Annotated in this window: 27 protein-coding genes, 1 tRNA gene, 1 pseudogene and 1 CRISPR repeat array; of the genes and pseudogenes, 17 read left to right on the forward strand and 12 right to left on the reverse strand. The window is 42.0% G+C overall.

What is annotated here, in order from left to right; genetic code table 11:
* Positions 1-52 precede the first annotated feature (52 nt).
* The gene (locus H6G97_RS13695) at positions 53-1,240 is read left to right on the forward strand and encodes an SUMF1/EgtB/PvdO family nonheme iron enzyme (protein WP_190941131.1); all 1,188 of its coding nucleotides are present in this window, start codon (positions 53-55) and stop codon (positions 1,238-1,240) included.
* Positions 1,241-1,250: 10 nt separating this feature from the next.
* On the opposite strand, the gene H6G97_RS13700 is transcribed toward H6G97_RS13695, so the two are convergent.
* Positions 1,251-2,879 carry an AAA domain-containing protein gene (locus H6G97_RS13700; RefSeq protein ID WP_338421694.1) on the reverse strand — a complete coding sequence of 543 codons (1,629 nt, stop codon included), beginning with the start codon at positions 2,877-2,879 and terminating at the stop codon, positions 1,251-1,253.
* The gene (locus tag H6G97_RS52430; protein ID WP_242054923.1) at positions 2,837-3,613 is read right to left on the reverse strand and encodes a hypothetical protein; all 777 of its coding nucleotides are present in this window, start codon (positions 3,611-3,613) and stop codon (positions 2,837-2,839) included. Before H6G97_RS52430 ends, H6G97_RS13700 begins: the two co-directional genes overlap by 43 nt.
* 187 nt (positions 3,614-3,800) lie before the next feature.
* Here H6G97_RS52430 and H6G97_RS13705 point away from each other — a divergent pair, with 187 nt between their 5' ends.
* Together H6G97_RS13705 and H6G97_RS13710 are read left to right on the forward strand one after the other, a co-directional pair.
* Complete coding sequence (locus H6G97_RS13705; protein WP_190941132.1) at positions 3,801-4,079, forward strand: hypothetical protein; 279 nt, start codon at positions 3,801-3,803, stop codon at positions 4,077-4,079.
* Positions 4,080-4,082: 3 nt separating this feature from the next.
* A complete protein-coding gene (locus tag H6G97_RS13710) occupies positions 4,083-4,547 on the forward strand; it encodes an HNH endonuclease (protein ID WP_190941133.1) in 465 nt (154 codons plus the stop codon).
* A 97-nt stretch (positions 4,548-4,644) separates the two neighbouring features.
* Here the strand turns inward: H6G97_RS13710 and H6G97_RS55930 are convergent, their stop codons facing one another.
* The 3 genes from H6G97_RS55930 to H6G97_RS13720 are packed head-to-tail and all read right to left on the reverse strand — an operon-like array spanning position 4,645 to position 5,368.
* Positions 4,645-4,830 carry an NACHT C-terminal helical domain 2-containing protein gene (locus tag H6G97_RS55930; protein WP_422394183.1) on the reverse strand — a complete coding sequence of 62 codons (186 nt, stop codon included), beginning with the start codon at positions 4,828-4,830 and terminating at the stop codon, positions 4,645-4,647.
* A complete protein-coding gene (locus H6G97_RS13715) occupies positions 4,808-5,050 on the reverse strand; it encodes a hypothetical protein (protein ID WP_190941134.1) in 243 nt (80 codons plus the stop codon). Before H6G97_RS13715 ends, H6G97_RS55930 begins: the two co-directional genes overlap by 23 nt.
* A 27-nt stretch (positions 5,051-5,077) precedes the next feature.
* Positions 5,078-5,368 (reverse strand): hypothetical protein, encoded by a 291-nt coding sequence (locus H6G97_RS13720; protein WP_190941135.1) that lies wholly within the window; start codon positions 5,366-5,368, stop codon positions 5,078-5,080.
* Between the two features lie 133 nt (positions 5,369-5,501).
* Between H6G97_RS13720 and H6G97_RS13725 the strand changes: the two genes are divergently transcribed.
* From H6G97_RS13725 to H6G97_RS13735, 3 genes are all read left to right on the forward strand, one after another.
* Entirely contained in the window at positions 5,502-6,638 is a 1,137-nt protein-coding gene (locus H6G97_RS13725; protein ID WP_190941136.1) for an NACHT domain-containing protein, read from the forward strand.
* A 9-nt stretch (positions 6,639-6,647) separates the two neighbouring features.
* Entirely contained in the window at positions 6,648-7,535 is an 888-nt protein-coding gene (locus H6G97_RS13730; protein WP_190941137.1) for an NACHT C-terminal helical domain 2-containing protein, read from the forward strand.
* Between the two features lie 87 nt (positions 7,536-7,622).
* The gene (locus tag H6G97_RS13735; protein WP_190941138.1) at positions 7,623-8,057 is read left to right on the forward strand and encodes a hypothetical protein; all 435 of its coding nucleotides are present in this window, start codon (positions 7,623-7,625) and stop codon (positions 8,055-8,057) included.
* Positions 8,058-8,169: 112 nt separating this feature from the next.
* Here H6G97_RS13735 and H6G97_RS13740 read toward each other — a convergent pair.
* Positions 8,170-8,241: transfer RNA gene (locus tag H6G97_RS13740), tRNA-Val, on the reverse strand.
* Positions 8,242-8,814: 573 nt separating this feature from the next.
* Between H6G97_RS13740 and fbp the strand changes: the two genes are divergently transcribed.
* From fbp to opcA, 4 genes are all read left to right on the forward strand, one after another.
* Complete coding sequence (fbp, locus tag H6G97_RS13745; protein ID WP_190941139.1) at positions 8,815-9,864, forward strand: class 1 fructose-bisphosphatase; 1,050 nt, start codon at positions 8,815-8,817, stop codon at positions 9,862-9,864.
* Between the two features lie 417 nt (positions 9,865-10,281).
* Complete coding sequence (gene tal / locus H6G97_RS13750; protein ID WP_190941140.1) at positions 10,282-11,427, forward strand: transaldolase; 1,146 nt, start codon at positions 10,282-10,284, stop codon at positions 11,425-11,427.
* Between the two features lie 175 nt (positions 11,428-11,602).
* Positions 11,603-13,132 (forward strand): glucose-6-phosphate dehydrogenase, encoded by a 1,530-nt coding sequence (zwf, locus tag H6G97_RS13755; RefSeq protein ID WP_190941141.1) that lies wholly within the window; start codon positions 11,603-11,605, stop codon positions 13,130-13,132.
* Between the two features lie 105 nt (positions 13,133-13,237).
* Positions 13,238-14,599, forward strand: a complete 1,362-nt coding sequence (gene opcA, locus H6G97_RS13760) for a glucose-6-phosphate dehydrogenase assembly protein OpcA (protein WP_190941153.1) — start codon at positions 13,238-13,240, stop codon at positions 14,597-14,599.
* 190 nt (positions 14,600-14,789) lie between these two features.
* Here opcA and H6G97_RS13765 read toward each other — a convergent pair whose 3' ends face one another.
* Positions 14,790-15,425 (reverse strand): glutathione S-transferase family protein, encoded by a 636-nt coding sequence (locus H6G97_RS13765; protein WP_190941154.1) that lies wholly within the window; start codon positions 15,423-15,425, stop codon positions 14,790-14,792.
* A 248-nt stretch (positions 15,426-15,673) separates the two neighbouring features.
* Here H6G97_RS13765 and H6G97_RS13770 point away from each other — a divergent pair, with 248 nt between their 5' ends.
* On the forward strand, positions 15,674-17,137 hold the full coding sequence (locus tag H6G97_RS13770) for a cobyrinic acid a,c-diamide synthase CobB (RefSeq protein ID WP_190941142.1): 1,464 nt from the start codon (positions 15,674-15,676) through the stop codon (positions 17,135-17,137).
* Between the two features lie 506 nt (positions 17,138-17,643).
* Here H6G97_RS13770 and H6G97_RS13775 read toward each other — a convergent pair.
* From H6G97_RS13775 to H6G97_RS13785, 3 genes are all read right to left on the reverse strand, one after another.
* Positions 17,644-18,528 (reverse strand): hypothetical protein, encoded by an 885-nt coding sequence (locus tag H6G97_RS13775; protein ID WP_190941143.1) that lies wholly within the window; start codon positions 18,526-18,528, stop codon positions 17,644-17,646.
* Between the two features lie 70 nt (positions 18,529-18,598).
* On the reverse strand, positions 18,599-19,189 hold the full coding sequence (locus tag H6G97_RS13780; RefSeq protein ID WP_190941144.1) for a DUF1517 domain-containing protein: 591 nt from the start codon (positions 19,187-19,189) through the stop codon (positions 18,599-18,601).
* 43 nt (positions 19,190-19,232) lie between these two features.
* Positions 19,233-20,807 (reverse strand): pentapeptide repeat-containing protein, encoded by a 1,575-nt coding sequence (locus tag H6G97_RS13785; RefSeq protein WP_190941155.1) that lies wholly within the window; start codon positions 20,805-20,807, stop codon positions 19,233-19,235.
* A gap of 69 nt (positions 20,808-20,876) precedes the next feature.
* On the opposite strand from H6G97_RS13785, the gene H6G97_RS13790 reads away from it, so the two are divergent.
* The 5 genes from H6G97_RS13790 to H6G97_RS13810 all read left to right on the forward strand — a co-directional run bounded on the left by H6G97_RS13790 (position 20,877) and on the right by H6G97_RS13810 (position 25,895).
* The gene (locus H6G97_RS13790; protein ID WP_190941156.1) at positions 20,877-21,716 is read left to right on the forward strand and encodes a prephenate/arogenate dehydrogenase; all 840 of its coding nucleotides are present in this window, start codon (positions 20,877-20,879) and stop codon (positions 21,714-21,716) included.
* A gap of 434 nt (positions 21,717-22,150) precedes the next feature.
* Positions 22,151-22,441 (forward strand): hypothetical protein, encoded by a 291-nt coding sequence (locus H6G97_RS13795; RefSeq protein ID WP_190941145.1) that lies wholly within the window; start codon positions 22,151-22,153, stop codon positions 22,439-22,441.
* 393 nt (positions 22,442-22,834) lie between these two features.
* A CRISPR array of direct repeats spans positions 22,835-23,374; the repeat unit is 37 nt; unit sequence ATTGCAATTCATCAAAATCCCTATTAGGGATTGAAAC.
* Positions 23,375-23,575: 201 nt separating this feature from the next.
* Positions 23,576-24,322 carry an SDR family oxidoreductase gene (locus H6G97_RS13800; RefSeq protein ID WP_190941146.1) on the forward strand — a complete coding sequence of 249 codons (747 nt, stop codon included), beginning with the start codon at positions 23,576-23,578 and terminating at the stop codon, positions 24,320-24,322.
* 6 nt (positions 24,323-24,328) lie between these two features.
* Positions 24,329-25,267: an SMP-30/gluconolactonase/LRE family protein gene (locus H6G97_RS13805; RefSeq protein WP_190941147.1), complete on the forward strand. Its 939-nt coding sequence runs from the start codon at positions 24,329-24,331 to the stop codon at positions 25,265-25,267.
* A 70-nt stretch (positions 25,268-25,337) separates the two neighbouring features.
* Positions 25,338-25,895, forward strand: coding sequence for a putative antibiotic biosynthesis monooxygenase (locus H6G97_RS13810; protein WP_190941157.1), 558 nt, complete (start codon positions 25,338-25,340; stop codon positions 25,893-25,895).
* Positions 25,896-25,909: 14 nt separating this feature from the next.
* Here the strand turns inward: H6G97_RS13810 and H6G97_RS13815 are convergent.
* Positions 25,910-26,249: pseudogene (locus tag H6G97_RS13815) on the reverse strand (element excision factor XisI family protein).
* On the reverse strand, positions 26,237-26,431 hold the full coding sequence (locus tag H6G97_RS55935) for an element excision factor XisH family protein (protein ID WP_190941158.1): 195 nt from the start codon (positions 26,429-26,431) through the stop codon (positions 26,237-26,239). The pseudogene H6G97_RS13815 and the gene H6G97_RS55935 overlap by 13 nt, the downstream one beginning before the upstream one ends.
* Positions 26,432-26,458: 27 nt before the next feature.
* Here H6G97_RS55935 and H6G97_RS13825 point away from each other — a divergent pair.
* Positions 26,459-26,620 (forward strand): IS630 transposase-related protein (locus tag H6G97_RS13825; RefSeq protein WP_190938912.1); only part of this gene is annotated, 162 nt, incomplete at its 3' end.

Below are 26,620 nucleotides of genomic sequence, written 5' to 3' on the forward strand. Positions count from 1 at the left end.
TTATAGCAGTGCTGTCGAGGGGAACAGTGCTGCTAACAAATAGTTTGCCAATATGCCACAGTTTCCTACATCTAATGAGTTAGTAAAAATACTTGACCGTATTCTGGACGGTAGTAGAAATGAAAACGATATTAATTTGTTACGGCAATGTCTAAGGACAGTTAATGGTCAAAGTCAGGTGCAGTTAGCAAATTACATTGTTAACCTTGCTGAAGGAAACGATATTCATATTGGCGATCGCATCACCTACCAAGGTATAGACGAAGAAACAAAGACGATTCTCCGACAGTTACAACAAGCCCTCCAGAAAAGCCCACTTTCGATTCCGTCTAATTTTTCTCCTCAAAGCACAAGTGAGAAGTTTTTAGTCAACACTAATCCACAAAAGCAAATAAGTCCACCACTACCAGAGCTTAATAGTTTTGAGTTTGAAGTGGTAACTGTAGATCATAAAGGAAAAGAAACAAAGCGTTACCATAAACAGGCTGAGTGTTTGATAGAAAATTTGGGAAATGGTGTTGTACTGGAAATGGTTTCCATTCCGGGTGGTAAATTTTCAATGGGTGCATCGCAATATGAAGAAGGATCTCAAGAGGATGAACGTCCCCAGCATTTAGTTACTATACAACCTTTCTTTTTAGGGAGGTATCCTATTACTCAGCTACAGTGGAAGCTTATTGCAAACCAGCCAAAAATTGATCGAGACCTTAACCCTGACCCATCCTATTTTAAAGGCGATAATTTACCTGTAGAGGGAGTTTCCTGGTATGATGCACGGGAGTTTTGTGAGCGACTGTCGCAGAAGACAGGAAGACGATATCGCTTACCCAGTGAAGCTGAGTGGGAATATGCTTGTCGTGCGAGAACTTCAACCCCATTCCATTTTGGTAAAATCATCACAAATAATTTAGCTAATTATTGCAGTCAAAATACCAATATTAATGGCAGTGATCGCCAATATACGACCGAAGTTGGTAGTTTTTCAGCTAATGATTTTGGTTTATATGATATGCACGCTAATGTCTGGGAGTGGTGCGCTGATTATCAACACGATGACTATCAAGGCGCACCATTAGATGGTAGTGCATGGGTAGATGACGGAAATGAGGAATATAGGATTTTGCGTGGTGGTTCTTGGGGGTCTCGTTCAAATTTGTGTCGTTCTACATTTCGCTTTTCTGAAGCTGCAACCACTAGAGACAAGGAATTTGGATTCAGGATTGCCTGTTCTTTAATCTAAACTCTCTTAATTAAGGTGTAATTAGTTGATTAATGCTTGCTTTTATATTTTCAATAGATGATGAATCAGAAAACTGTATACTTGTCTCTCGCCGAATTTGAGGCTTGATATTTAATGATGTTCTACTACATTGCTTTCTGTAAAGATGAGAAAGCCAATTCCAACTTCCTATGACAGCAAGCTTTGTATCATAAACTAAAATTCTTGCATTTGTTCCCCTACTTTCTATATGTAATCCTTCTCCCAAACGAATTAATTGTGAACCTGAATATTGTGATAATAAATCTTTCAGATTATTCTCAGTTGTGGCATCATTATAATCGTTATCTTCATTTCCTTTATTTCCGTAAACTACTATTACTTTAACTCCTCTTTCTAAAACTGAAACAACATCTTTAGCAAACAATTTTGATTCATTTCCTCTAATCCAAGGCGTGACAATTATCAATTCTTCCTCTACTTGGTCGATAGCTTCTCTAAAAATTTTTAGATGTTCACAATCATAGACTGGAATAGTTCCTGGCTCGGACTGGGGAATTTCAGCCTCAGATTTATATTCTAAGATAACTCCATGCTCTCGAATATGTTCAACAAGTTGACGAGTCAGATTTCCTTTTTCTAGCCTGTAAAGATTACCCACCAAAATAAATAGTTCTTTTGCTCTTGATACAGCAACATTCAAAAGATTTGGGCGTTTGTTAATCCAATAAACATTATCTTGTGGTCGGCATACTTTTGTAGATAAGATAATTACTTTCTTTTCAGAACCTTGAAAGGTGTGAATTGTTCCAACAGATTTTAGATTTAATTTAGGAAACTTTTTTATTAATCGTTCTCTCAATGCAGCTGCATGAACCTTAAAGGGTGAAATAACACCTATATCTTCTAATGAGTAACCTTGTTTACATAAATGCTCAATTATTTCACATACAGCAGTAATTTCTACTTCATTAACATTATTGCGGATATTACCCTCAACATCGTAAGCAATTAAGTGTGACTCTACTAAAGAATTGACTGGTATTGTTTTTATTTCTAAATCATAGTCAGTAATCACATTGCAATATTGAATAATACTCGGCTGACAACGGTAATGCTCCTTCAAACGAATTCCTTTACCCTTATCTTCTCCTTCTCCACTTGCGCCAGCAGCACGATGATAGGTAGTCGCCGTATACTCCTCTTCTGGACTATAACGATGATAATCAATTTCAGTTAATCCTCTATTAAGAAACGCTATTTGACGATAGTTCTCGCGTCTTTGATCACTGAGAGTAATAATAGGTTCAATTTGTAGAGGATCACCAACAATAATAGCTTTGCGCGATTGCACTAATAACGGAAAAGTCTTATGCTGGTCAATCATTCCCGCTTCGTCTACAATTGTGCGGTCAACACATTCCTCAATCCACGGAATCATTTTACGGATTGAAAGCAATGTACAAGTGATTACCGGAAAAATTAAGCTGAGAGATTTAATATGCTCATCTAAGTTTTCTGCAATCTTATATTTCAACTTCCAAGTTCCCGAAAGAAGACTGCAATAAAGTTCTAGAGTTTGTTTTGTGTTAGATTTCTTATGAAGTGCTTGCTGAATCAGAAATTCCTGCGATTTTGAGCGTGTTTGAGTGCTTTTGATTGCGAATTAGTTGGTGCATGGGTTGGGAAAGCTCCCATGTAAATAACTTCGTCTTTTGCAAACTGAGGCTCACCAAACAAATATTCAAAGGCTGGATGTCCTTTTGACCAATTTTGCGAGCTTGATTTAATATCTTTCAAATCTGCCCGTAGACTACCAGTAAATCTGCCTCCTGTAAACTCAAATAAGTAAGGATGACGTTGAATTTGATTACGGGAGCGACGAGGTATATCAACCTGCTCCATCCAATCTTGATAGCTACCAAATGTTAGCCCAAAAGTCGTTTCAAGAAACCTTTGTAACCCATCTTTAGTAATCAATTTTTCACACTGCTCATCATCCAGTCCAAGAAAGGTGGCTAAATTGTCTCCAGCTTCTATCAGTATTAAGCTATCTAAGTTCCACCCTTGTGCTTGATACTCTCCCTTGAGGATAGATGTAACGTCTAAGCTAAATAGAGGACAAAGATAAGATTTTCCCTTTTCTACATCTAAAACTTGGGGAAATGATAAAACCCATACTACCTCTTGTGGAGTATTTTGCCTTTGATTAACTTTTTGTTGTAATTCTGAAAACGTAGCTTGCTCAATTAATAAATGGTCACGTACTAGCTTTATACCACGCTGTTTGACTTTATCGCTGTTGGTTTCAACTCTGGCGTTACTGTAATCATCTAAAGCAATGTAGTCGAACCAAGCACTGAGAATAGCGTCTATTTTGCTAGCTGCGTTCAAACTACCTCCAAATGGCTGTACTGGTGTTAGTGTTCTCTGTATCACCAGTTTACTTAGATATTAAGGTAATTTGTTACGCCAAAAATGTTTTTGGCTATACAATTTGGTCACAACGCTTAAATAAGTAGTTTGATCGCACCTTTGGGCTACAATTAAACGACTCATCGATTAACTTTCTGGCACTGCAATGAGCATTTCTCAACCACCGAAACTATATTGTCTGCCAACAAACCTACCCATTGATGGCGCAGTTCGGATTGATTTAGAGGAAGGTATTCCAGTTTTTAGAGCATCCAGCAGTGTTCAAAGTCGCGTTGAAGAACTATTGGCAAAACAGCAAGAAACTTCACTCAGTGCAGAAGAAGAACAAGAACTTGATTGCTACGAAGAAATTGATGATTACTTAAGCTTTGTCAATCGCACAATGCGTAATTTGTCTTTTGCTCCAACTCAGCCAGCATCGTAAATTGTGTCCTCTCGTAGCAAAATTCCTGAATCGATTCAAAAGCAAGTACGTCAACGCGCTAATTACCTATGTGAGTATTGCCATGCCTCTGAACAATGGCAATATGTACAGTTCACAGTAGACCATATTATGCCGTTGTCATTGAGGGGAACAAATAATTTGGAAAATCTTGCGTTGGCTTGCTTTCACTGCAATCGCAGGAAGACGAATCGGCTGACAGCAACTGACCCTCTATCTGGAGAAGAAGTTTCATTATTTAACCCCCGACAGTATAACTGGAGCGAGCATTTTATTTGGTCTGCCGATGGGCTTTTAATTGTGGGTTTGACAGATGTGGGACGAGCGACAGTCACCGCATTAACCTTGAACCGGGAACGGGTTATCAATATTCGTGAAGCTGATAAAGAAATCGGCCGGCATCCACCAATGGATGATCCGATGCAAACAAAATTTGATCAAGGTGAATAGGGAATAGTGCAATCTCAATATTTCTGCTTTTATAATAGGCGATCGCTCTATAGATGCGCTGGGCAATCACACCTTAGTTTAAGCAAGAATGAAAGCTTCATTTTTCAAGTTTGCACTTTTGGATTTCTGAGAGTGGTAATAATAATGTTTCTTCTATCTCCGATTTTACTGCTTGGCTAACTGTACAATTGTTGTTGAGACACTCCACCAATAGCTTGTTGGCATAACAGTAGACTTCTATTAATTTTTTATCAGATAAATTAAATTCCCAAATATGAGCAATATACTGTAGGTTGACTTATTTGTGTAGATGTATCGTTGATAATGCGATCACCAAACTGACTATTTGAGGCGTGGCTAACATTAGTGATATTCTGGGCAATTTGAAGTATTATCTTTTCGCTATCACCATCTGCTTTGCGTAAGATTTCAATTTCCTCATTTGTGGCAATGCCTGCTGCCAGTTTTTCAACAATAACCTTCAATTCATCTGGTGTGAGCATTTTTCATCCTTATTCTCACCACACAAGTTAGCTTTTGTTAATGACATTACGAAAATGACTACCATTAGCTTCATTAATGTTATTGATTTGTTGTGCGTATTGGGTCATGTTATCAGCAATTTTATTAATCTTTTGCGTCACTTCAGGCTTCATTTCCTCCCATCCTTTATTGGGTAAACCTTTACCACCAAGAAGCTTGGCAATTACAAAATCCCCTCCAGTCATATCATTTTGAGGTACTTGTTCCATGTTATACAACTGACGTACAGTTTCAGGTACTGCTTTGCCAAGGTGATTCATAATATTAGAAACCCGCACTTCTGTATCACCTAGCTTATTACCTGCACCTTGTGAAAAACTTATTAAATAGGTTGTTAAATCAGGGAGAGTTAATAATTAGATGGGGAAGAAAAATTAAAAATAAAGGTAATGCTGCTATTGCAAACTAAATGTGGAACAGCTTATCCAGCGATTACATAGCACGATGCCTTTATGGGGAGTAGATCACTGGGTTCCTTTAGGTGATTTGTTTGTGGATGTGAACATCCTGGAGGAACTGAGCAGTAGTAATAAATCAGAACTGGATGACCTGTGGCAAGACTTCACAACAGGGATGCAGGAGTATTCAGGCGATCGCAGTTTGGATCGCATTGGCTTAGGCAGAGAACGGCAACGGGTTTCAGGACTGGAGGTGCTGGCGAAGAATACGAATCTCATAGTCGTAGGTAAACCAGGTTCAGGGAAGACCACTTATTTGCAGCGAGTAGTTTCGGAATGCAACGTTGGCAATTTACAAACACACCGAATTCCAGTCTTGATTAAACTGCGAGAGTTTGTAGATGATGGACGTAAGTTTGCCTATTCTTTTAAGTGTTATTTTGAGCGGTGCTGGCAGTTATCAAATGCAGAAATTAATTTGATTTTCAATCAAGGCCGCGCATTACTATTGTTAGACGGGTTAGATGAAGTCACAGGGGAAGATGGTAAAAACATTACTAAGCAAATTAAGCAGTTTGCTCGTAGCTATCCGCAGTTGCAGGTAATTGTAACTTGTCGAACGCAAAGCTTTACAGGAGAGGTGGATTGGAAATCCCTGCGTTTTAGCTTCGTGGAAGTGGCAGATTTTAATCAAGTGCAGGTGCGATCGTTTGCCGAGCATTGGTTCAAGGCAGTCATACAGGATGAGTCAGCAGGACTAAAACGGTCACATGAGTTCCTAAATCAGCTTTTTCTAGAAACGAATAAACCAATTCGGGATTTAGCAATCACACCGATTTTGCTAAGTTTGACCTGTGCTGTATTTCACCAAACTGGCAAGTTTTACTCAAAGCGTTCCAAGCTCTATGAGGAAGGTTTAGAGCTACTACTAGAGCAGTGGGACAAGTCACGGGAGATTGAGCGAGATGAGATTTACCGAGATTTATCGCTGGAACGGAAGCTCGAATTACTTAGTTATCTGGCAGTGAAAAAGTTTGAGCAACCGCAGTATGTGTTATTTGAGCAGGAAGAAATTGAGGGTTACATAGCAGAGTTTTTGGGAATTGAGCGGCGAAATAGTCGAGCAGTGTTGAGGGCGATCGAGTCTTAGCATGGGTTATTGATTGAGCGATCGCAGAAGATTTGGTCATTTTCGCATCTAACCTTTCAAGAGTACCTAGCTGCAAAATATTTTTGCAAACAAAAGGATTGGAATAGCTTAGGCAAACAAATTACCAAAAAAGATTGGCGTGAAGTTTATTTGTTAATAATGGAAACATCGCCTAATGCAGATTCATTACTTAAGTTAATGATAAAAAACATTTGTTCAATTGTAGCTTATGACGACAGAATACAGAAATTTTTGGAATGGTTAAACAATAAATCTACATCTGTGAAAGCATCATACAAATCAGTTGCTATTCGCTCTTTCTACTTTAGTCTCGAACTATGTTTTTACTTTAAATTTAAAATTGATGGCGATCTTATGTATTGCCACCTGTCTCATAGTCTTGATTTCAGGATTCCGCACTATCTTACGATTGATATTGATGCCGATCTAGTGCAACATCTCATGAATCTCGATAAGCCTTTATTTTTTGATTTGCTTCTTAGTGTTGGTACAAATTATATTTTTGCCTACACCCTCGATAGTGAACTGGCTCCTGAACTCAGGGAGATATTACGAAAGACATGCCTTCCCTCAAGATATAAAGCAACGTATGAAAGAAGAGCTAAAGGCATATATAACCCTGGCTACAAATTCCTTTGGAGTTCAACAAACAAAATTATACATATTGTAAACAAATATTGTAATATCTGTCATGATTGGGGATTTGATGTTGAGCAAAAAGAAAAACTTGAAAAATATTACAACGCTAACACGTTGTTAGTAAATTGTTTAAATTCTAGTTGTGTCTCGAGTAATGATTTAAGAGAGGAAATTGAGGAAATCTTGTTATTACCGATCGCCGAAATGGAAAAACGTAAACGTGCAACATCCGAATAGAGCGATGTCTGACGACAAGCCGCTTTGCGTCTATACTTACAGTTTAGACATGAGCATATTATCCTAAATCTTTAAGCACGTTTAATTATGACTGACATGAACCCCGATCGCATAACTGGAACTATTACGATCGCAGTGCTGCCTCAAAACAATGGACAGTATGTTTGTCAAATGTCACCGTCTCTAAACGATTTTACCAGAGAGGATATACAGCGCTATGGTCAAACCAAGGAACACGCGATCGCCATCGCCTTAGAACAACTTGCCGATGAGTATCGCCGAATAGCGGAAGAACGACAAAATATAGATTGGGACACGGTAGAGCGATCAGACACTGGAGAACCAATTGCCAAACATTACCATGTAATTCTGCACTACGAACGCATTGCTGAGGAAGAATCGAAGTTTGAGGCAATGCACAATACAATCATGGGAAATACGGTGGTGGAGAATGCCAAGATTACCGTGATTGAGATTGATCCAGAGATACCAATTGATTCATTAACCCGATCGTCGGATTGATTAGGTTAGTAAAATCAACAAAATATAACGCTTTTCAACCATAAAGTTGCCGTTGCAGCAAAGTTATGTTTTAAATCACAGTTAGTTTGCTGAAACCTTTCATATTACTAAGTGGGCGATACTGGATTTGAACCAGTGACCCCATCCGTGTGAAGGATGTGCGCTACCCCTGTGCTAATCGCCCAAGACTCTTTATGTTATCACAACTTACTTAGATTTACGCTTGCAAAAATACATTTAAACAAGGTGTAAGTACAATGGTACCTGTCCAGATTTTATATAAGAGAAATTGGTTCATTGCGATCGCCTAGACTCATATTTGATTTTTAAAACCACTCCAAAATATACGTAGGTCTAAGTGCATTATGCTACGCAAGAACACACCCTACATATAAAACTAAAGGACTAAAGTCCTTACTACAAACTTTAATTTATTTACGCCTAGCTACTTAATACCTGTTTTCCTATAACTTCAGAATAGCTTTGGTTACAAATAATAGTCAGTGATTTAGCTACCTTTATTACCTTCTGTATTCGCTTGATTTAGGTAAGCAATTACTCAATACTGGTGATGTCTTAGACGACTTACTACGTACCTAGGCTCTGAATGCAGGGGTCACTGAAAATTCATTTCTTTAGTTTATCTAAAGTCGCATCCAAGTTATCAAATTACCTTTCTAAGATAGAAGCAGCAACCATAAGTTGCCATACACGATTAAAACCCAATTAACAGCTAGTGGCTGCGGAGAACATAAAAATGGCTAAAGCGCCAGATTCTATTGAATCGTCTATCAATGAAATTACAGACAAATCCTTAGATCGTGATTGTACAACCTTATCACGTCACGTCTTACAGCAACTTCAGAGTTTTTCGCCAGATGCACAGGATTTAAGTGCGCTGATGAATCGCATCGCTTTGGCCGGCAAACTGGTTGCTCGTCGCATGAGTCGCGCTGGTTTAATGGAAGGCGTTCTCGGATTTACTGGGGAAGTTAATGTCCAAGGAGAATCCGTCAAAAAGATGGATGTCTATGCCAATGATGTGTTTATCTCAGTTTTTAAGCAAAGCGGCTTAGTGTGTCGCCTAGCTTCTGAGGAAATGGAAAAACCCTACTATATCCCGGAAAATTGTCCTATTGGTCGCTATACTCTGCTGTATGACCCAATCGATGGTTCATCCAACACTGATAATAATCTCAGCTTAGGTTCCATTTTCGCCATTCGCCAACAAGAAGGAACTGATAGCGATGGTAAGGCAACCGACCTCCTTACCAACGGTCGTAAGCAGCTTGCTGCTGGATACATTCTGTATGGCCCCTGCACGATGCTGGTTTATACTATAGGTAAGGGCGTTCATTCCTTTGTCCTTGATCCCAGCTTAGGGGAATTTATTCTCACAGAAGAAAATATTCGCATTCCTAACCACGGGTCTGTTTATAGTGTAAACGAAGGTAACTTCTGGCAGTGGGAAGAATCAATTCGAGAATACATCCGCTACGTTCATCGCACAGAAGGCTACAGCGCTCGTTATAGCGGCGCAATGGTGAGCGACATCCATAGAATTTTAGTTCAAGGCGGCGTGTTTCTCTACCCAGGCACAATTCAAAACCCAGAAGGAAAACTGCGCTTGCTTTATGAAACCGCTCCTCTCGCCTTTTTGATTGAGCAAGCAGGGGGTCGTGCTACTACAGGACTGATGGATATTTTGGATGTTGTGCCCAAAAAACTGCATCAGCGCACACCTTTGATTATTGGTAGCAAAGAAGATGTAGCAAAAGTAGAGTCTTTTATTCAAAACGGACACTAGTCAACCCCTACGAGAAAGTCAAAAGTCAAAAGATAATAGGCTTTAATTTCCGGCTTTCTGGCTGTAGTGAAATGGTAAGTTTATTTCTGCCGACCTTAACCAGTGTAAAAAGGCACAATCTAGGAGTAAATAAAGCTTTTTCAACTGGATAGTTATTTTTGCCATGCTGCACTAGAAGACGGTAATAAAAGGATCAAGGATGCGTCTAGCATCTGGCATTAATTAAAAGTTAATCATGGTGATTTAAGATTGGCGATGCAGAATAGCACTTCTTGAAGATGTATTAAAGATTATCTCAGCTGGCCGATGCGATAAGCGATTGGCAACGCCACAATTCAAAAGTAAGCATCAAATTTTGATGGATTTTGCCAACTTATTTAGAAACATCACTATACAGGAGTGAAACGAATTAGAGCTATGTCTACCAATCATCTACTAGAAATTAATCAATACGGTCAAAGTATCTGGATGGATAATTTGAGCCGTGACATTATTCAATCAGGCGAACTCAAAGACATGGTTGAAAATCAAGGTATCTCCGGGATTACCTCTAACCCAGCTATTTTTGAGAAAGCGATCGCTGGTAATGTCATTTATGATGCCGATATCGAAGCCGGAGTTCGTGCTAACTTACCCACAGACAAAATTTACGAATCGCTAGTTTTTGCAGATATCCGTAATGCTTGTGATATTTTACGCCCTGTTTATGAAGCCTCGAATAGACTAGATGGTTATGTGAGTATTGAAGTACCACCAACTATCGCCCATGATACTGAAGCAACAATAACCGAAGCCCGGCGGTATTTCCAAGAAATTGGTCGGGAAAATCTGATGATTAAAATTCCCGGTACAGAACCTGGTTTGCCAGCAGTGGAGCAGGTAATAGCCGAAGGGATGAATGTTAATATCACGTTGCTGTTTTCTGTAGAAAGCTACGTAAACACAGCTTGGGCTTATATTCGTGGCTTAGAAAAACGGCTGGCTGAGGGCAAGGACATCAGTAAAATTGCTTCAGTCGCCAGCTTCTTCCTCAGCCGGATTGATAGCAACATTGATGCCAAAATAGATGCTAAGTTGAAAAAAGGCGTTGATGATATTTCTGTGGAAGCAAAGCTACGAGAGGTTAAAGGAAAAGTAGCGATCGCTAACGCCAAGATTGCCTACCAGGAATACAAGAAAATTATCGAGAGCGATCGCTGGAAAGCCTTGGCGGAAAAAGGGGCCACAGTACAACGCCTACTTTGGGCTAGTACCAGCACCAAAGACCCCCACTACAACGACGTGATGTATATCGAAGAATTGATTGGGCGAGATACTGTTAACACCGTACCACCAGCGACGATAAAAGCTTGTGCCGATCATTGTAACGTAGGCGATCGCTTAGAAACAAATGTAGATAATGCTTACACGCTGATCGAAAACCTCAAAGATCCCGACATCAACGTTGATCTTAATGCCGTAATGGATGAACTGTTAGATGAAGGTATTGACAAGTTCATTCAGCCCTTCCAGTCCTTGATGAACTCTTTAGAAGAGAAGATCAAGGTATTGTCACCAGTGTAAGGGCTGGGGAGTAGGGAGTGGGGAGTGGGGAGTGAGGGAGATGAGGGAGACAAGGGGAATAGCCAATGCCCCATGCCCAATCCCCCATGCCCCATGCCCAATCCCCCATGCCCCATGCCCAATCCCCCATCCCCATACCTAATCCAAAACCCAAAATCCAAAATCCAAAATTCCTATGGTTAGTCTGCTAGAAAATCCCTTGCGCGTTGGTCTGCAACAACAAGGGATGCCCGAACCCCAGATTATAGTTATCTTTGGCGCTTCTGGTGATCTCACCTGGCGCAAACTAGTGCCAGCACTTTACAAATTGCGGCGAGAACGGCGTATTCCGCCAGAAACTACCATTGTCGGCGTAGCGCGTCGAGAGTGGAGCCATGAATACTTCCGTGAACAAATGCAGAAGGGCATGGAAGAGGCACATCCTGATGTCGATTTAGGGGAACTTTGGCAAGACTTCTCTCAAGGACTGTTCTACAGTCCTGGGGATATAGACAACCCCGAAGGCTACAAGAAACTAAAAACCTTATTGAGTGAATTAGACGAAAAACGGGGCACGCGAGGTAATCGTATGTTCTACCTCTCAGTTGCCCCTTCATTCTTTCCCGAAGCGATAAAGCAGCTAGGAAGCGGCGGGATGCTAGAAGATCCCTACAAACATCGTCTAGTAATCGAGAAACCCTTTGGTCGGGATTTGGCTTCTGCCCAAAGTCTTAACCAAGTGGTACAAAAATATTGCAAAGAGCACCAAGTATACCGTATTGACCACTATTTAGGTAAAGAAACAGTCCAGAATTTGCTGGTGTTTCGCTTTGCCAATGCGATTTTTGAACCCTTATGGAATCGTCAATTTGTTGACCACGTACAAATTACCGTAGCAGAAACCGTAGGTGTGGAAGACCGGGCTGGTTATTATGAAAGCGCCGGCGCACTGCGGGATATGTTGCAAAATCACCTCATGCAACTTTACTGTTTAACGGCGATGGAAGCACCCAACGCAATGGATGCCGATAGCATCCGTACAGAAAAAGTGAAGGTACTCCAAGCTACTCGTTTAGCTGATGTTCACAATCTGTCGCGGTCAGCAGTACGTGGGCAATACAGTGCTGGCTGGATGAAGGGTCAAGCAGTGCCAGGGTATCGGACAGAACCAGGCGTTGACCCCAACTCCACCACACCCACTTATGTAGCGATGAAGTTTTTGGTAGATAACTGGCGCTGGAAAGGTGTTCCTTTCTACTTGCGTACCGGAAAGCGGATGCCGAAAAAAGTAAGTGAGATTGCCATTCACTTCCGCGAAGTTCCATCTCGGATGTTCCAATCTGCTGCCCAACAGACAAACGCCAACATTTTGACGATGCGGATTCAGCCAAATGAAGGTATTTCCCTGCGTTTTGATGTCAAAATGCCGGGGGCAGAATTCCGCACCCGTTCCGTTGACATGGACTTTAGTTATGGTTCCTTTGGCATCCAAGCAACATCCGATGCCTACGATCGCCTATTCCTTGATTGTATGATGGGCGATCAAACATTGTTTACACGAGCGGATGAAGTAGAAGCAGCTTGGCAGGTAGTAACACCAGCCCTTTCCGTTTGGGATGCACCCGCTGATCCAAATACTATTCCCCAGTACGAAGCCGGTACTTGGGAACCAGAACAAGCAGAACTCTTAATTAACCAGGATGGCCGTCGCTGGCGCAGACTCTAATATTAGTCATTAGTCATTAGTCATTAGTCACTAGTAAAAACAAATGACGAATGACAAATGACAAATGATGAATGACGAATGATAAATGACAAATCTAAAACTACTATGGCTCTCCAAGCTTCTACAATTTTCTCACTCCAGGCACCGAAAGATATTTCGCTTAACGAAATAGATGCCGAACTCAATCAGATTTGGCAAAGTTACGGTATTACTGGCGAGGACGGTGGACTTCCCAGTGCTACTAGGGCAACAACATTTACCTTAGTGGTCTACGAACCAGAAGAAACTCAGTATTTGTTGGCTGCTTTGGGATTTTACAACGGCCCAATTGATGGGATTTTAGGGCCACAGATGGTGGCAGCATTGCGGGAATTCCAAAAGAAACATAGTCTGCCAGAAACTGGAACAGCAACACCAGAAACTCTGACTATATTACGAGAAGAATTCGCTAAAGGCCAGCGAAACGGGTCTGGAGGAGAACATCCTGCTGCTGGGTTAAGTAGCGGTAGCCCCAGAATTGCCGATGAAATTGCTCTCCGCAACCCCTGCCGCATCATTGCGCTATTTCCCATTGCTGGCGAAGATGAAGGGGTTAAGGCTCAAGTTTCTGCCTATTGCCCCATCCAAAAGCAATCGTCAAGCACACTTATCTGCTGCGAATACATCACTCTCAGTGGAACTGCTGCTGCTTTAGAACGCATCGGTGGTATGATTCCGGCCTTGTTGATTGGCGGCTTGCCAAAGTTTCTCTGGTGGAAGGCAACACCAGACCCTAACAACGGTCTATTTAAGCGCCTAGCAGCAGTCTGCAATAATGTGATTGTAGATTCTTGCAACTTCAACGAGCCAGAAAGTGATTTACTCCACCTACAAGAGTTGGTAGAAACGGGTGTACCTTTAGCTGACTTGAACTGGCGTCGCCTCGCATCATGGCAGGAATTGACAGCTGAAGCTTACGACTCACCTAACCGTCGCGCCGCCCTCAAAGAAATTGACCGCGTTACGATTGATTACGAAAAAGGCAATCCCGCCCAAGCTTTGTTGTTTTTGGGTTGGCTGGCAAGTCGGTTGCAATGGCAGCCAGTTTCTTATGAAAAGGAAAGCGGTGATTACGACATCACTCGCATCCGTTTTATTGCTCAAGAGCAACGACAAGTAGAAGCAGAGTTAGCAGGAGTTCCGGTTGCTGATGTGGGCGATATTGTTGGTGACTTGATTGCCCTGCGCCTCAGTTCGACAAATCTCCAGGCAGACTGTGGTACAGTTATCTGCTCGGAAACTGGTGGTTGTATGCGGATGGAAACCCACGGTGGCGCTCAATCCGCCGGTCTGTTTCAACAGGTAACTTCACTTTCAGAACAAAAGGCAGAGGCTTTGCTGAGTCAGCAGGTGCAACGCTGGGGCCGGGAGTCACTTTTTGAAGAAAGTCTGGGAGTGACAGCGAATATTTTTAAATTGGCGAATTAATTCAGTCCTAACCACCCCAATACGGTAAATACATTGGTAGGGGCGTACAGATGTACACCCCTACACTAGACTTCTTGCAAGAGGTCTACTCAATTCATGATGTTGCATAGATTTTTGCAAACGCTTTGCGTCTACATGAATTGCCCCTGCCTGAAAATCTAGGTTTCGGCTATTGTTTGCATAAATTCTGTTATTGAAAGGATACCTCGTATTTGCCTCCACGCTCAAGGGCGCGTTTGTAAGCAGGTCGCGCATGAATGCGCTCGATAAATTCTTTGAGCTTTGGTCGGCTCTCAACCTCTTCAGGGAGGGTAGCGACTACTTCCAAGGGAAAGCTCATTTGGATATCGGCGGCGGTAAATTCCTCGCCCGTAAACCACGTATTTTTACGCAGTTCACTTTCTATGTAATCAAAGTGAAGTTTGATCTGGGGCGCGACGAATCCGCTAACCACGCTGCTCTCGCCTGCACCAAAATTGTTCAATATCAGCCGCATTACCAGAGGTGGCATTGCAGAGCCTTCGGCGTAATGCAGCCAATATATATAGCGCAGATGCTCTGGTGTATCGGATGCCGGAACTAGGCGACCATTACCGTAGCGATTAACGAGGTATTCGACGATCGCGCCTGACTCAGCAACCGTGAGGTCTGCATCTGTTATCACTGGTGATTTGCCAAGGGGATGGACTTGACGCAGCGATTCCGGTGCTAGCATCGTTTTTGCATCGCGTTCATAGAATTTGATCTCGTATTCGATACCTAATTCCTCAAGCAGCCACAGCACACGCTGCGATCGCGAGTTGTTAAGATGATGCACAACTATCATAAAACGTTCTTCTTCTGGTAGCTTATTGCTATCCAATCTCGGCTAATTTCCAACTCGATTATTAAACAGACTTTTTCAGCTTAACTCCCCTAATTGGTTGGTATTCTTGTTTCTAATTGGTATAAGTTTGAGTTAGTTGGTTTTAAAATAAACCACAAACTGGCGCATCTAATTTTGCCAAAAGCGAGTATGGACGCACAGCCAATCGTCAAAATAGTTGCTGCATAAAAACCTAATTTGTTTCATTTATGACTTTAGTCATTGCCGGGGAACGTAGTGGGGTGGGCAAGACAACAGTCACGCTCACCCTTTTAGCATCTTTACGCCGTCGCGATCGCTTGGTGCAATCTTTCAAGGTAGGCCCAGACTACATTGATCCGATGTTTCATCAACACGTAACTGGTCTTCCTTGTCGCAATTTAGACCCAGTTTTGACTTCCGAAGCCTATGTTCAGCAATGTTTTGCCCATCATAGTCAGCTGAGTGAATATGCCCTCGTGGAAGGGGTAATGGGGCTATTTGATGGAGTTTCGTCATTAGTCACTTGTACTGAGCGTAGTCGGAGTATTAGTCATACCCTGCGAGAAGGCGTTCGCGTAGCGTCTCGTAGAGAAACGCCTATGTCATTTGCAAAGGACAAAGGACAAATTACTGATTTTGCAAGTACGGCACACATCGCCCGACTTTTAGATTTACCTGTGGTGTTGGTGATTGATTGTAGTCGTTTATCTGGTTCTGTGGCTGCGATCGCTCACGGTTATCGATCTTTTGATCCCCGAATTAAAATAGCTGGGGTAGTATTAAATCGCGTGGGGAGCGATCGCCATCTCTCTCTCCTCACAGATTCCCTAGAACCCTTACAATTAAAGATTCTCGGCGTAATGCGCCGTCAAGATAACATCACAATTCCCGATCGCCACTTGGGTTTAGTACCCACAGCCGAACTTCCCGAACTCAACGCCTTAATTGATCGCCTCGCCGATTTAGGAGATACTTGCTTCGACTGGCAAAACTTATTACCTTTGTTAAAATCGGAACCTCTACCTCATGCCCCTTATCCTCTTTATCCCATATTATCCCCAGTCAGTATTGCAGTAGCCCGTGATCGCGCTTTTAATTTTTATTACCAAGATAATCTTGATTTACTGCAACAGCTTGGTGCAGAACTGGTTTTCTGGAGTCCCTTAGAAGATACTTTCCCAAAAGGTGTGCAGGGAATGTATTTTGGTGGTGGTTTTCCAGAAATGTTTGCCCAGCAACTAGCAAAAAACACCAGCGCCCGTGATGCAGTCAAAACAGCAATTCTGGCGGGAATGCCCACAATTGCCGAATGCGGGGGATTAATGTATTTGTGTGAGCAAATTATCGATTTTGAAGGTAAATCTTGGTCAATGGCGGGAGTACTACCAACATCTGCGGTGATGGGTGGGCGTTTAACTTTGGGCTATCGTCGGGCAGTAGCTTTGCAAGATAATCTGTTAGTTAAAGCAGGTACAACTGTTTACGGACATGAGTTTCATCGTTCCCATTTAACCTTAAATCCTACTCAGCCCCTATTTGAAACTTATCGCTACGATTGTGAAGAAAATATGGGATGCGAGGGATGGGGTTTTCCTGCAAATGTCCATGCTTCTTACGTTCATCTGCATTGGGGACAAAATAGAGAAATTCCCCAGCAATTTCTTCAAGAATGTCTGAAAGTAGCATTTTGAGGGCGGATGTAGAAACCTCTAGCTTGAGCGATCGGGCAGCGTCTTGCAGATAAGCTAGCTAGAGTTTGTGGTCTATCCCATTAATTTTGATAGGTAAATCAGTTTTTAAATTTCTCTTGTTTCCTTCTTCCTTTGCTCTCTTTGCGTCCTTCTCCCTTGGCGCTAGCCTCTCCCTTTGGGAGAAGGGGAGACGCTAACGCGAATGCGGTTCGTTCTCTTATCTCTTAAAATTAATGAGACAGACCGCTAATATCATGTTCGGCAAATCACTTATAATATGTCATTGCGAATGCAACGAAGTGGAATGAAGCAATCGCAAAGGTTTGGGATTGCGGCGCTACGCTCGCAATGACATAAGTATTAAGTCGAACATGATATAAGGCGTGTTTTCAAACTACTCGTTTAGCTTCCTAACTTTTTAGCTCCCGCCAATCCCCATTAAAAAGTGGGATTGGCGGGAGCTAAGACTTTGAAAACAGACCACTAGTAGTTCATTTTGAAACTTCCTAACGGCGTCTGCTGCCAAAACCAGTAGAACGGCGGGGTGCTGTACTACGCCCACTACCAAAACCACTACCAGAATTGCGTCTAGGTGAAGTCGCTCTGCCAGAGGGTCGCAACGTGCTACCACCAAAACCAGAACCAGAAGGACGGTTGTTACCTGTAGTGCTACGCGGTGCATTGCGTACAGTTGAATTTCCAGGATACGACCTTCTAATTGTCCCTGTATTGCGGAACGCAGTGCGATTTCTCACGGCTGCGGGTTGTGTATTGTAGCGAGTTTGATAGCTTTGAACTGCTTGGCCATAGCTTCCGCCATATCCACCAAAACCAGTCAATCCTCGGCCTGATTGATAGACAGGGGGTACATAATACTGAGGTCTAAACAACATACTGCCAATTGCCTGACCAGCCAAGCTACCAGCCACAGACCCAGCAAACGGTGCCCAGAAGCTATTTTCTCGACGGACTACAACTGTTTCTTGTTGTCCTGTTTGGGGATTGGTTTTATTTTCAGTCACGTTGTGGACGTACTCAATTTTAAAATCTTCTGTCAGGTATAAAATTGGTTGTCCTTTATCTACCTTTAGATAGGTTTTTTTGCCCTGCTTAATTTCATCATCAGTTAACCGTGCCATTTGCAAATTTTCGGTTGCAAAGGTTGGAGGATTATTGTTAAGTAAAAACAGACTATACTCACCACTTGCATCGTCATAAGTGGCTTGTTGTATTTGATACTCTCCATCACTCAACTTGGTATTAGTAGAGGTTTGGCTAACGTTCTTAGCTGAAGAATTAGTTTGGTTTTCGCCGCCACAGGCGACAGTTGTCACACACAAACTCAGAGCTAAAAAAACGGCTGTAAATTTACGTACTATGGTCATGATCATTGGATTATTGTCCTATCTCTGAGCTTAACAATTTCTCGATATGAGTAGTAAGTACGGACTACCCAACACATTATAAAGGAATCAATTCTGGGTAATATTGCAACAATTGGTCGCTAGTGAGTTCATCGCCTAATTGAGCTGGCGAAAAATGCACTTGGATTGCCTTAAATCTATGTTTATAATGCAAACTTATCAATGCTTTCAATCCTTCCTTGAGTGCCTGAACGTTAGAAAGATCAGTTTCCAAATCTGGTACTTCTCCTTCATAAGCTACTGTTAGCATCACAATGACATTGCGGGTTACAGGTATAGATAAAGGTTCATTCAATCCATCGGATCTGTAATCTGGTTCACTGAGGTATCTTTGGGCAGAGTCAGTAAATAATTCGTTGACATAATCTCCCGCCTCGCCTTCATCCCAAAATACATCGCCTTCGTTGGCAGCAGAAAGCCAATATTCATCATATTGCAGCAGGGTTTGGCTAATTTCTACCAATGCTTCTCCCAAAACTTCTAAATCGCCATCGGCATCGATCGCATCCCGCCCAGCACTATTTAATACTCCCAAAATTGGCGCTACCTCGCCTCCCCCTAAGTGCAGAAATAGGCGAAAAACTACATAGCGAGTTCGACCAACCATTCTGTTAAAGGTATCGCGCATTTTGTCCTCCAAAATTTTTTGTCATTAGTTATTAGTCCAATGCTTAATGAATAATATAGTGAAATCCTTTGACAAAATCCATAACCATATCTATCGTTGGTAATATATATTTTGCTGATTCACTGGCTATATCATCATAAATTGAAGCCTTGAGAGCAGAGCGATTAATAAATCTTTTTCCAAAATTGGGATGGTCGTGGACAATCAAAGTGTGGGCGCTGGAATTCGTTAAAATTATTTGGGTTGGGGCTTTGCAAAAATTTAACTTTGCAGCTACTTCGATATTTTTCTTCATTTGTTTAATTGTTGTAGCCTGACTCATGGCTTGCTCTAGAAGAATACTTAATTGTTTCACTATCTGGGGCGATTTTAGCAATTTTAAATTTTCGTTAGAAACAACTTCATTGTTAATCATTTCCACTAAACTAGAAATATTCTTTTGGGTAGATGCCGCATCTAGAAAGGGTAAAATCACAATATAAGCAGTGGAAAATAATGCTTCATCGCTATCTACATGAAAGGTAAAAATAGTTCGACGACGGCCACTTTCGATGCTTGGGGGTTGTTTCAGCCCTCGATATTCTTGAGCAATTTGGTAATAAGTACCAGCAATCGCAAAATTGGCTTCGTGTTCTAGGGCTGCATCAACAATAATCCGAATTGTTGGCGCTGTTTCGTTAAAAAAATCTCGTGACTCCTCAGAATGGAAGTTTTGGATAATGGAGCGATCGCCACTTGGGCTAAGATCAATCCATTCACAAGTCAGACCTTCGGTTTTTAAACCAAACCTGGAGGTAGCATAAAGCTTTGCTCCTGTTAAAGTTGCTCCTGTTAAGTCAGCACCGATCCATTCCGCCCTAATTAATTTTGCCTGAGTTAAATTGGCGTGGATTAAACTGGTATTCGTTAAATTAGCATTGCTTAAATCTGCGCCAATTAAATCAGCCCCGCTCAATTTTGCGCCGCTCAAATCTGCCCACCGGAGATTTGCACCGCTCAAATCTGCCCACCGAAGATTTGCCCCGCTCAAATCTGCTCCGCTCAAGTTAGCATGCCTGAGATTGGCTTGTCTGAGTTCGGTATCTCGCAAATTTGCGCCGCTAAGATCAGAACGACTGAGATCACTGGCATTTAAGTTAGCCATCTCCAAGTTGGCTCCGGTTAAGGAAGCACCTCTCAAGACAGCCTCACTCAAGTTAGCGTGACGGAGATTCGCTTGGCGGAGTGTCGCCTCTCGCAAATCAGCACTGGTAAGATCAGCTTCCGACAAGTCGGCTCGACTCATATCAGCGCGAACTAACTCGGCGCGGATAAATGAGGCTCCTCTGAGTTGAGCGCGACTCAGATCCGCGCGAATCAAATTAGCGACGTTAAGACTGGCGTTGTTGAGGATGGCGCTGCATAAATTTGCACCACTCAGTCTGGCTACATTCAGCTTGGTATTGCTCAAGTTAGCTTCACTGAGATTTGCCCCACTCAGGTTAACTATACTCAAATTAGCATTGCTAAGATTGATATTACTGAGTTTAGCCCCACTCAGGTTAGCTTCGGCGAGGTTAACACCACTAAAGTTTAAGACTCCTGCTGCGTATTGTTCCAGTAATTCCTCTACAGTCATCGATGCTACCCCTTGGATGCCAACTTTAATAGTTGGTAAAGTCATAAAAACGGAATGTCAAAATCAAAAATGAATATTGGGATTTTAGGATTGGGACTGATAGGCGGCTCTTTGGGTTTTGACTTGCGATCGCAAGGACATCATCTTTTAGGAGTCAGTCGCCGTGAAGCGACCTGTCAAAAGGCAGTTACCCTCGGCTGTGTTGATAAAGCATCTGTTGATCTAAGCCTGTTAGCAGCCGCAGAAGTTGTATTTATTTGTACACCTCTAGCACTTATTGTGCCTCAATTTGAACAATTGATCGCCCATTTGTCTGTCAATACAGTCGTGACTGATGTGGGTTCGGCGAAAGAACAGATAGTTAAGGATATTTCTCCTCTTTGGGATAATTTTATCGGCGGTCATCCAATGGCGGGAACAACAGACAGTGGCATAGAAGCTGCACAGCGAGATTTATTTGTCAATAAACCTTATGTATTAACACCGATAACTACAACACCAACTGGTGCAATTATGGCTGTGGAAGAAATTGTGCGATCGCTCGGAGCGAATATCTACTATTGTCAGCCAGAGCAACATGACCGCGCTGTGAGTTGGATTTCCCATTTACCTGTAATGGTCAGTTCCTCGTTGATTGCTGCTTGTTTAAGTGAAACTGATCCCGATGTTTTGCAATTAGCCCAAAAGTTCGCTAGTTCAGGTTTTCGGGATACCAGTCGCGTGGGTGGCGGTAATCCAGAGTTAGGCGTGATGATGGCGCGGTATAATCGTCAAGCATTGCTGCGATCGCTGCAACAATATCGTCACAATCTCGATGAGTTAACTAATTTAATTGAGCAAGAAAATTGGGCGGTTTTAGAGGAAAAGTTTAAATCAAGACAACAGGCACGACCTAATTTTGTCAAATAGTTGTCGGGTGCGTTCAACTATCGATAACGCGCCCATTTTTACATTTGGTGAGTTATATTGATAAAGTTTGTTGCCTGCCTTTTTGTCAAATCAATTCTTTAGAGCCATTGAATAATTCTCGCGTTGAAGAAGAATTCAAAAGTCATAATACCTTACGGGAAGCAAGCTACAATATTTAGAATAGCAAAGTGAGAGATTTAGACCTCCCACTAATTGTATTGCAGGCTGCTCCTCCCTTGGTTGTTCCATAGGAAAGATTTTAGTGGGAGTGTTAAAGCCATTTAATTCATCCGCTAGTGGGACTCAAATTCAATTCTGAATTCTGAATTCTAGCTCCTAAATTCTTTTTTGATAAAATATTTAAAAAATGCTACTCAACAGTTTGATAGTCACCAAACCGATGTAATATACAGATAAATTTACAAAAATAAACAATGGTAGAACGCCCAATCAAGAAATCGGAACGTCAGGCTCAAGGAAGTACTGACAACAATTCCGAAAATTCGGATTCTGTAACCCCTATTGAATCCAGCCCCAAAAGCGCAAAACCGACCCGTAATCGTTCATCTGACAAAGGGAAAAAAGAATCATATAGGGATGAAAACAGGCAGCCGGGGAATCCTGCCCTAGCGCGTGGCCCAAAACCCGTCAAACCCCCAGTCAAAGTAGAAACAGAAGAACTTGAAACCGAATCGGAACCGAACTCTGAGGAGTCTCAAGACTAATATTATCAAGTGTCGCGTGTGATGTGGGAGGCTATAAGCATACAAAGACTGGGATTTCTGGCTCTGAAGACAGCGATCGTTAGTGCCCCCCATCACCATTAGGTGATAACGTAGCGTCTCACAGAGTTCCTGCATATTAAATGCGCGAAAGAGTAGGTGTATAAATTCCCCAGCCCGAAAAAATTGCTTCTATGTCAACACCAGTAAGCATTTTACCCCACTAATTGCCCAATTATCATCCGCGCAATCTCTAAGATGCTTACAAATACTAGCTGTCAGCCTTCAACGTTTCCCGACACTATTCCCAAAGGAATTCTCTAATGCTATGATTGCTCTAGAATCGCGCAACCGCACCTTGAAAACTAAATGTAGCTTTGCTTTCGGGCTTGCGCTATTGCAATTCATCAAAATCCCTATTAGGGATTGAAACTTCAAAAACCTATTTGACTGCGTAAAGCCTGGGATTGCAATTCATCAAAATCCCTATTAGGGATTGAAACAAATTATGCTCATTGCTGAAATGGGGGCAGGTAAAAGATTGCAATTCATCAAAATCCCTATTAGGGATTGAAACAGCGATACTCGCACACTCCTTAAGAGTGATGCGAATTGCAATTCATCAAAATCCCTATTAGGGATTGAAACAGGACTTGGTGATGGACTTGGACTTGGACTTGGAATTGCAATTCATCAAAATCCCTATTAGGGATTGAAACAACTAATTCCTGGTTTTTGGCAGCCAGTTGGGATTGTAATTGCAATTCATCAAAATCCCTATTAGGGATTGAAACTTGTTAGCTGCTGCTCCTTCTTTTGCACAGACAAATTGCAATTCATCAAAATCCCTATTAGGGATTGAAACTAGAATCATTGCAGATAAAATTTGTCCTGCTCATATTGCAATTCATCAAAATCCCTATTAGGGATTGAAACAAATTACTCTAATACCTGGAAAGGAAGTTTTAAAAGGGTTTGAGCTTAATTTTACATATATTAGCATTGCTGTATTCCTACTTACCCATATTTAGTGTTTATTGTCAATACAGAAATTCTAAAAGATATTGCTGAAATCAATTTGCTTAATTTGCAACATCTCAGTACAGTAAACTTACAACCAGTTTGAAGGTCATAAAAATGACGACTCAAAAAAGGATTGCTGTGGTAACAGGCAGTAACCGAGGGCTAGGATATGCAATTTCTCGTCAATTATCCCAAATTGGCAACCGCGTAATTCTGACGAGTCGTAATCAAACAGATGGCATTGCTGCCAAGCAGCAGTTGTCCAGTGAAGGGCTTGATGTTGACTATCACACGCTGGATGTCAGCAATGACGGAAGTGTGCAACAGTTTACCGACTGGCTACGTGAAACTTACGGCAAGGTAGATATTCTGGTCAATAATGCAGGCGTGAATCCCACAACTAAGCCGGAGGAGTCCAGCTTACTAACTGTGCAACTGGAAACAATGCGATCGACCTTTGAAACTAATGTTCTAGCGGTACTCAGAATTTCTCAAGCATTAATTCCGTTGATGAAGGTGCAAAACTACGGTCGCATTGTCAATATCTCTACGGAAATGGCATCTCTAACATCAGTTCCCACTGATTACTACCCTTTAGCGCCTTCTTATCGACTCTCAAAGGTGGGAGTGAATGGACTAACCGTGCTTCTCGCCAAGGAACTCCAAGGTACTAATATTCTCGTAAATGCCTATTCTCCAGGTTGGATGAAGACAGATATGGGGGGAGATGATGCCCCGTTCACGGCAGAAGAAGGAGCCGAAACTGCTGTCTATTTAGCAACACTTCCCGATGGGGGAACGCAAGGACAGTTTTTTGCAGAGATGCGAAAGTTTGGTGGCCCCATTCAATTACAGTGGTAGGTTAATATGGGAAATTCCGCAGTTTTACCGCCTATTTACGCAGATAAGCCGATTGAATTAGCACCTGCTAAAATTATTACCTCGTTTCCCGTTAATACTTTTTTAGAAAATCTAGCAATCGCACCAGATGGCACGATTTTTGTAAGCAATCATGAGGTCGGCGAGATTGTTCGCATTACCCCAGATGGCAATCAGCAAATTCATGCCACTGTTGAAGGCAAAGTAAGTGGTCTTGCTTTCACTACTAACGGCGATCGGGTGGCAACAGGTTGGAATGATGATTCTATACCCGTGGTTTCTCTAGTTAAAAGTGATGGCACGGTGGAAACGTTGCTGACACTGCCAGACGCAATGTTTCTCAATGGCATCACGCCACTTTCCGACACTCAGTATTTGACAGCAGATTCCTATCGTGGTGCAATCTGGCTGATTGATATTGCTCAACCCAGTGGATCAATTTGGCTAGAACATCCAATGCTTGCTCGTAGCAATTCGGAGAGCGTGTTTCCGGCTGCAAATGGCTTGAAGCGTTTTCGTGATTTCCTCTACGTTTCAAATACGGAAAAAATGTTGCTGTTGCGGATTCCTGTTGATAGCACTAATAAACCAGGTGAGCCGGAAATTTTTGTTGAGCAAACTAATATTGATGACTTTGCCTTTGATGTGGAAGGCAACCTTTATGGAGCAACGCACATTTACAACAGTGTGATACGAATTGCGCCCGATCGCAGTACTACTATCATTGCTCAAGCCGAGTCAGGTGTAATTGGCAGCACAGCCGTGGCTTTTGGTCAAACAGAGAGCGATGTCTACGACGGGCTACGCCTACGCACCGCGATTTATGTTGTAACTAATGGTGGAATGTTTTTACCTCCGCCCACAGGGGTTGTTCCTGCTAATGTTGTTCGGCTTGAAGTTGGAAAAACTGGGTATTCCTTAACTTGAGAATGACTCAACCATGCTAAGGTTGCAAAAACTTACAACTATTAACTTGATGGTGACATAACTAATGGAGATGGAACAGGACGAGCAATTTGTAACCGTGGTCATTACACAAGTTGTAAAGCCAGGATGCGAAAGCGCTTACGAGGCTTGGTTGAAAGATATTACCAGAGTTGCCAGAACCTATATAGGTCATTTGGGAACAAACGTGATTCGTCCCCAACTTGGAGTGCGAAATGAATATGTGATCATCTTCCGGTTTGACGGTTATGAAAATTTAAAAGTGTGGATGACATCGCGCGATCGCGAATATTGGCTGAATCAAGGTAAACATTTGGTGGAATCCGATCCTGATGTTCAACAAATCTGTGGATTAGAAGCTTGGTTTTCTCTTCCCGGTCAACCACTGAAAACTCCACCGCGCTACAAAATAGCATTGCTAACTTGGGGAGCCGTATATGTGTTAATTAATTTGTTGAGTACGCTTGTAGTCCCCCTACTTCGTGGTTTACCACCCTTAATTATTTCGTTGATCGTTACGATTACTATGGTTTTGCTGCTGACATATATTGTCATGCCTAGAGTTAGCCGTTTGTTTAGCTTTTGGTTATATCCTAAATCACGAAAATAGCAATTGAAATTACTTTAACCAACAGCAAACTCGGTAAATTGCCGTTTAAAGGGGGAATGAAAAGCTAAAACAATATCTTTTTTGGGTACGCCTCTACTAATAAGTTCATTGGCGATACCTCCTTCAGTACCATCGTGTTGAATCCAAATTTTTTCGTTTTTAATATCTAGATGCAAAACACAGCCATATACACGGCGCTTATTTGACCACCCCGCGTGAACAACTTGGTAGCGATCGCTCGCGTTCTCTATCAAAAATAACTTCTGCTTCGACTTCTTCGTTGCTGGCTTTGATTTCGCTGTAAGCTAGCAACAGTTCTTGAATAAGTTGACGGTACTGTTCTACTTTTGCCATATTATAATCGCCTCCTCTTCTGGGTCGAAAACAATCAGCCGAACTTGGTAGCGTTGGATTAATAAGCGTGGCAGTTCTAAAGTAAAAAAAGAACGATAGGTGTCTAAGGGAATTGCTATAGCAAGCGCCAAGGCGGTTAGGACAAACAGTATAATTAGTGAGTAAAGTAAAACTAGATACAGATGAAGCGTTCAGCTCAAGGAAAGCTCATGCCAAAACCTTACAGTTACGACTTACGCCAGAAGGTAATTCAGGCAATAGAGTTAGACGGGATGAACAAAACGGAAGCAGCGCAAGTTTTTCAAATCAGTCGAAACACAATCAACCTATGGCTGCAACGAAAAGCCAGCACTGGAGATTATCAAGCATTA

Source organism: Nostoc flagelliforme FACHB-838 (genome assembly GCF_014698065.1).
Taxonomy (GTDB): domain Bacteria; phylum Cyanobacteriota; class Cyanobacteriia; order Cyanobacteriales; family Nostocaceae; genus Nostoc; species Nostoc flagelliforme_B.

Bases quoted from the DNA above. Each gene is read 5' to 3' on its own strand.
- opcA (WP_190941153.1), top strand. From the start codon at position 13,238: ATGGCTCTCCAAGCTTCTACAATTTTCTCACTCCAGGCACCGAAAGAT.
- H6G97_RS13695 (WP_190941131.1), top strand. From the start codon at position 53: ATGCCACAGTTTCCTACATCTAATGAGTTAGTAAAAATACTTGACCGT.
- fbp (WP_190941139.1), top strand. From the start codon at position 8,815: ATGGCTAAAGCGCCAGATTCTATTGAATCGTCTATCAATGAAATTACA.
- H6G97_RS13800 (WP_190941146.1), top strand. From the start codon at position 23,576: ATGACGACTCAAAAAAGGATTGCTGTGGTAACAGGCAGTAACCGAGGG.
- H6G97_RS13810 (WP_190941157.1), top strand. From the start codon at position 25,338: ATGGAACAGGACGAGCAATTTGTAACCGTGGTCATTACACAAGTTGTA.
- H6G97_RS13770 (WP_190941142.1), top strand. From the start codon at position 15,674: ATGACTTTAGTCATTGCCGGGGAACGTAGTGGGGTGGGCAAGACAACA.
- H6G97_RS13765 (WP_190941154.1), bottom strand. From the start codon at position 15,425: ATGATAGTTGTGCATCATCTTAACAACTCGCGATCGCAGCGTGTGCTG.
- H6G97_RS13785 (WP_190941155.1), bottom strand. From the start codon at position 20,807: ATGACTGTAGAGGAATTACTGGAACAATACGCAGCAGGAGTCTTAAAC.
- zwf (WP_190941141.1), top strand. From the start codon at position 11,603: ATGGTTAGTCTGCTAGAAAATCCCTTGCGCGTTGGTCTGCAACAACAA.
- H6G97_RS13715 (WP_190941134.1), bottom strand. From the start codon at position 5,050: ATGCTCACACCAGATGAATTGAAGGTTATTGTTGAAAAACTGGCAGCA.
- H6G97_RS13775 (WP_190941143.1), bottom strand. From the start codon at position 18,528: ATGATCATGACCATAGTACGTAAATTTACAGCCGTTTTTTTAGCTCTG.
- tal (WP_190941140.1), top strand. From the start codon at position 10,282: ATGTCTACCAATCATCTACTAGAAATTAATCAATACGGTCAAAGTATC.
- H6G97_RS13705 (WP_190941132.1), top strand. From the start codon at position 3,801: ATGAGCATTTCTCAACCACCGAAACTATATTGTCTGCCAACAAACCTA.
- H6G97_RS13735 (WP_190941138.1), top strand. From the start codon at position 7,623: ATGACTGACATGAACCCCGATCGCATAACTGGAACTATTACGATCGCA.
- H6G97_RS13780 (WP_190941144.1), bottom strand. From the start codon at position 19,189: ATGCGCGATACCTTTAACAGAATGGTTGGTCGAACTCGCTATGTAGTT.
- H6G97_RS13790 (WP_190941156.1), top strand. From the start codon at position 20,877: ATGAATATTGGGATTTTAGGATTGGGACTGATAGGCGGCTCTTTGGGT.
- H6G97_RS13805 (WP_190941147.1), top strand. From the start codon at position 24,329: ATGGGAAATTCCGCAGTTTTACCGCCTATTTACGCAGATAAGCCGATT.
- H6G97_RS13795 (WP_190941145.1), top strand. From the start codon at position 22,151: ATGGTAGAACGCCCAATCAAGAAATCGGAACGTCAGGCTCAAGGAAGT.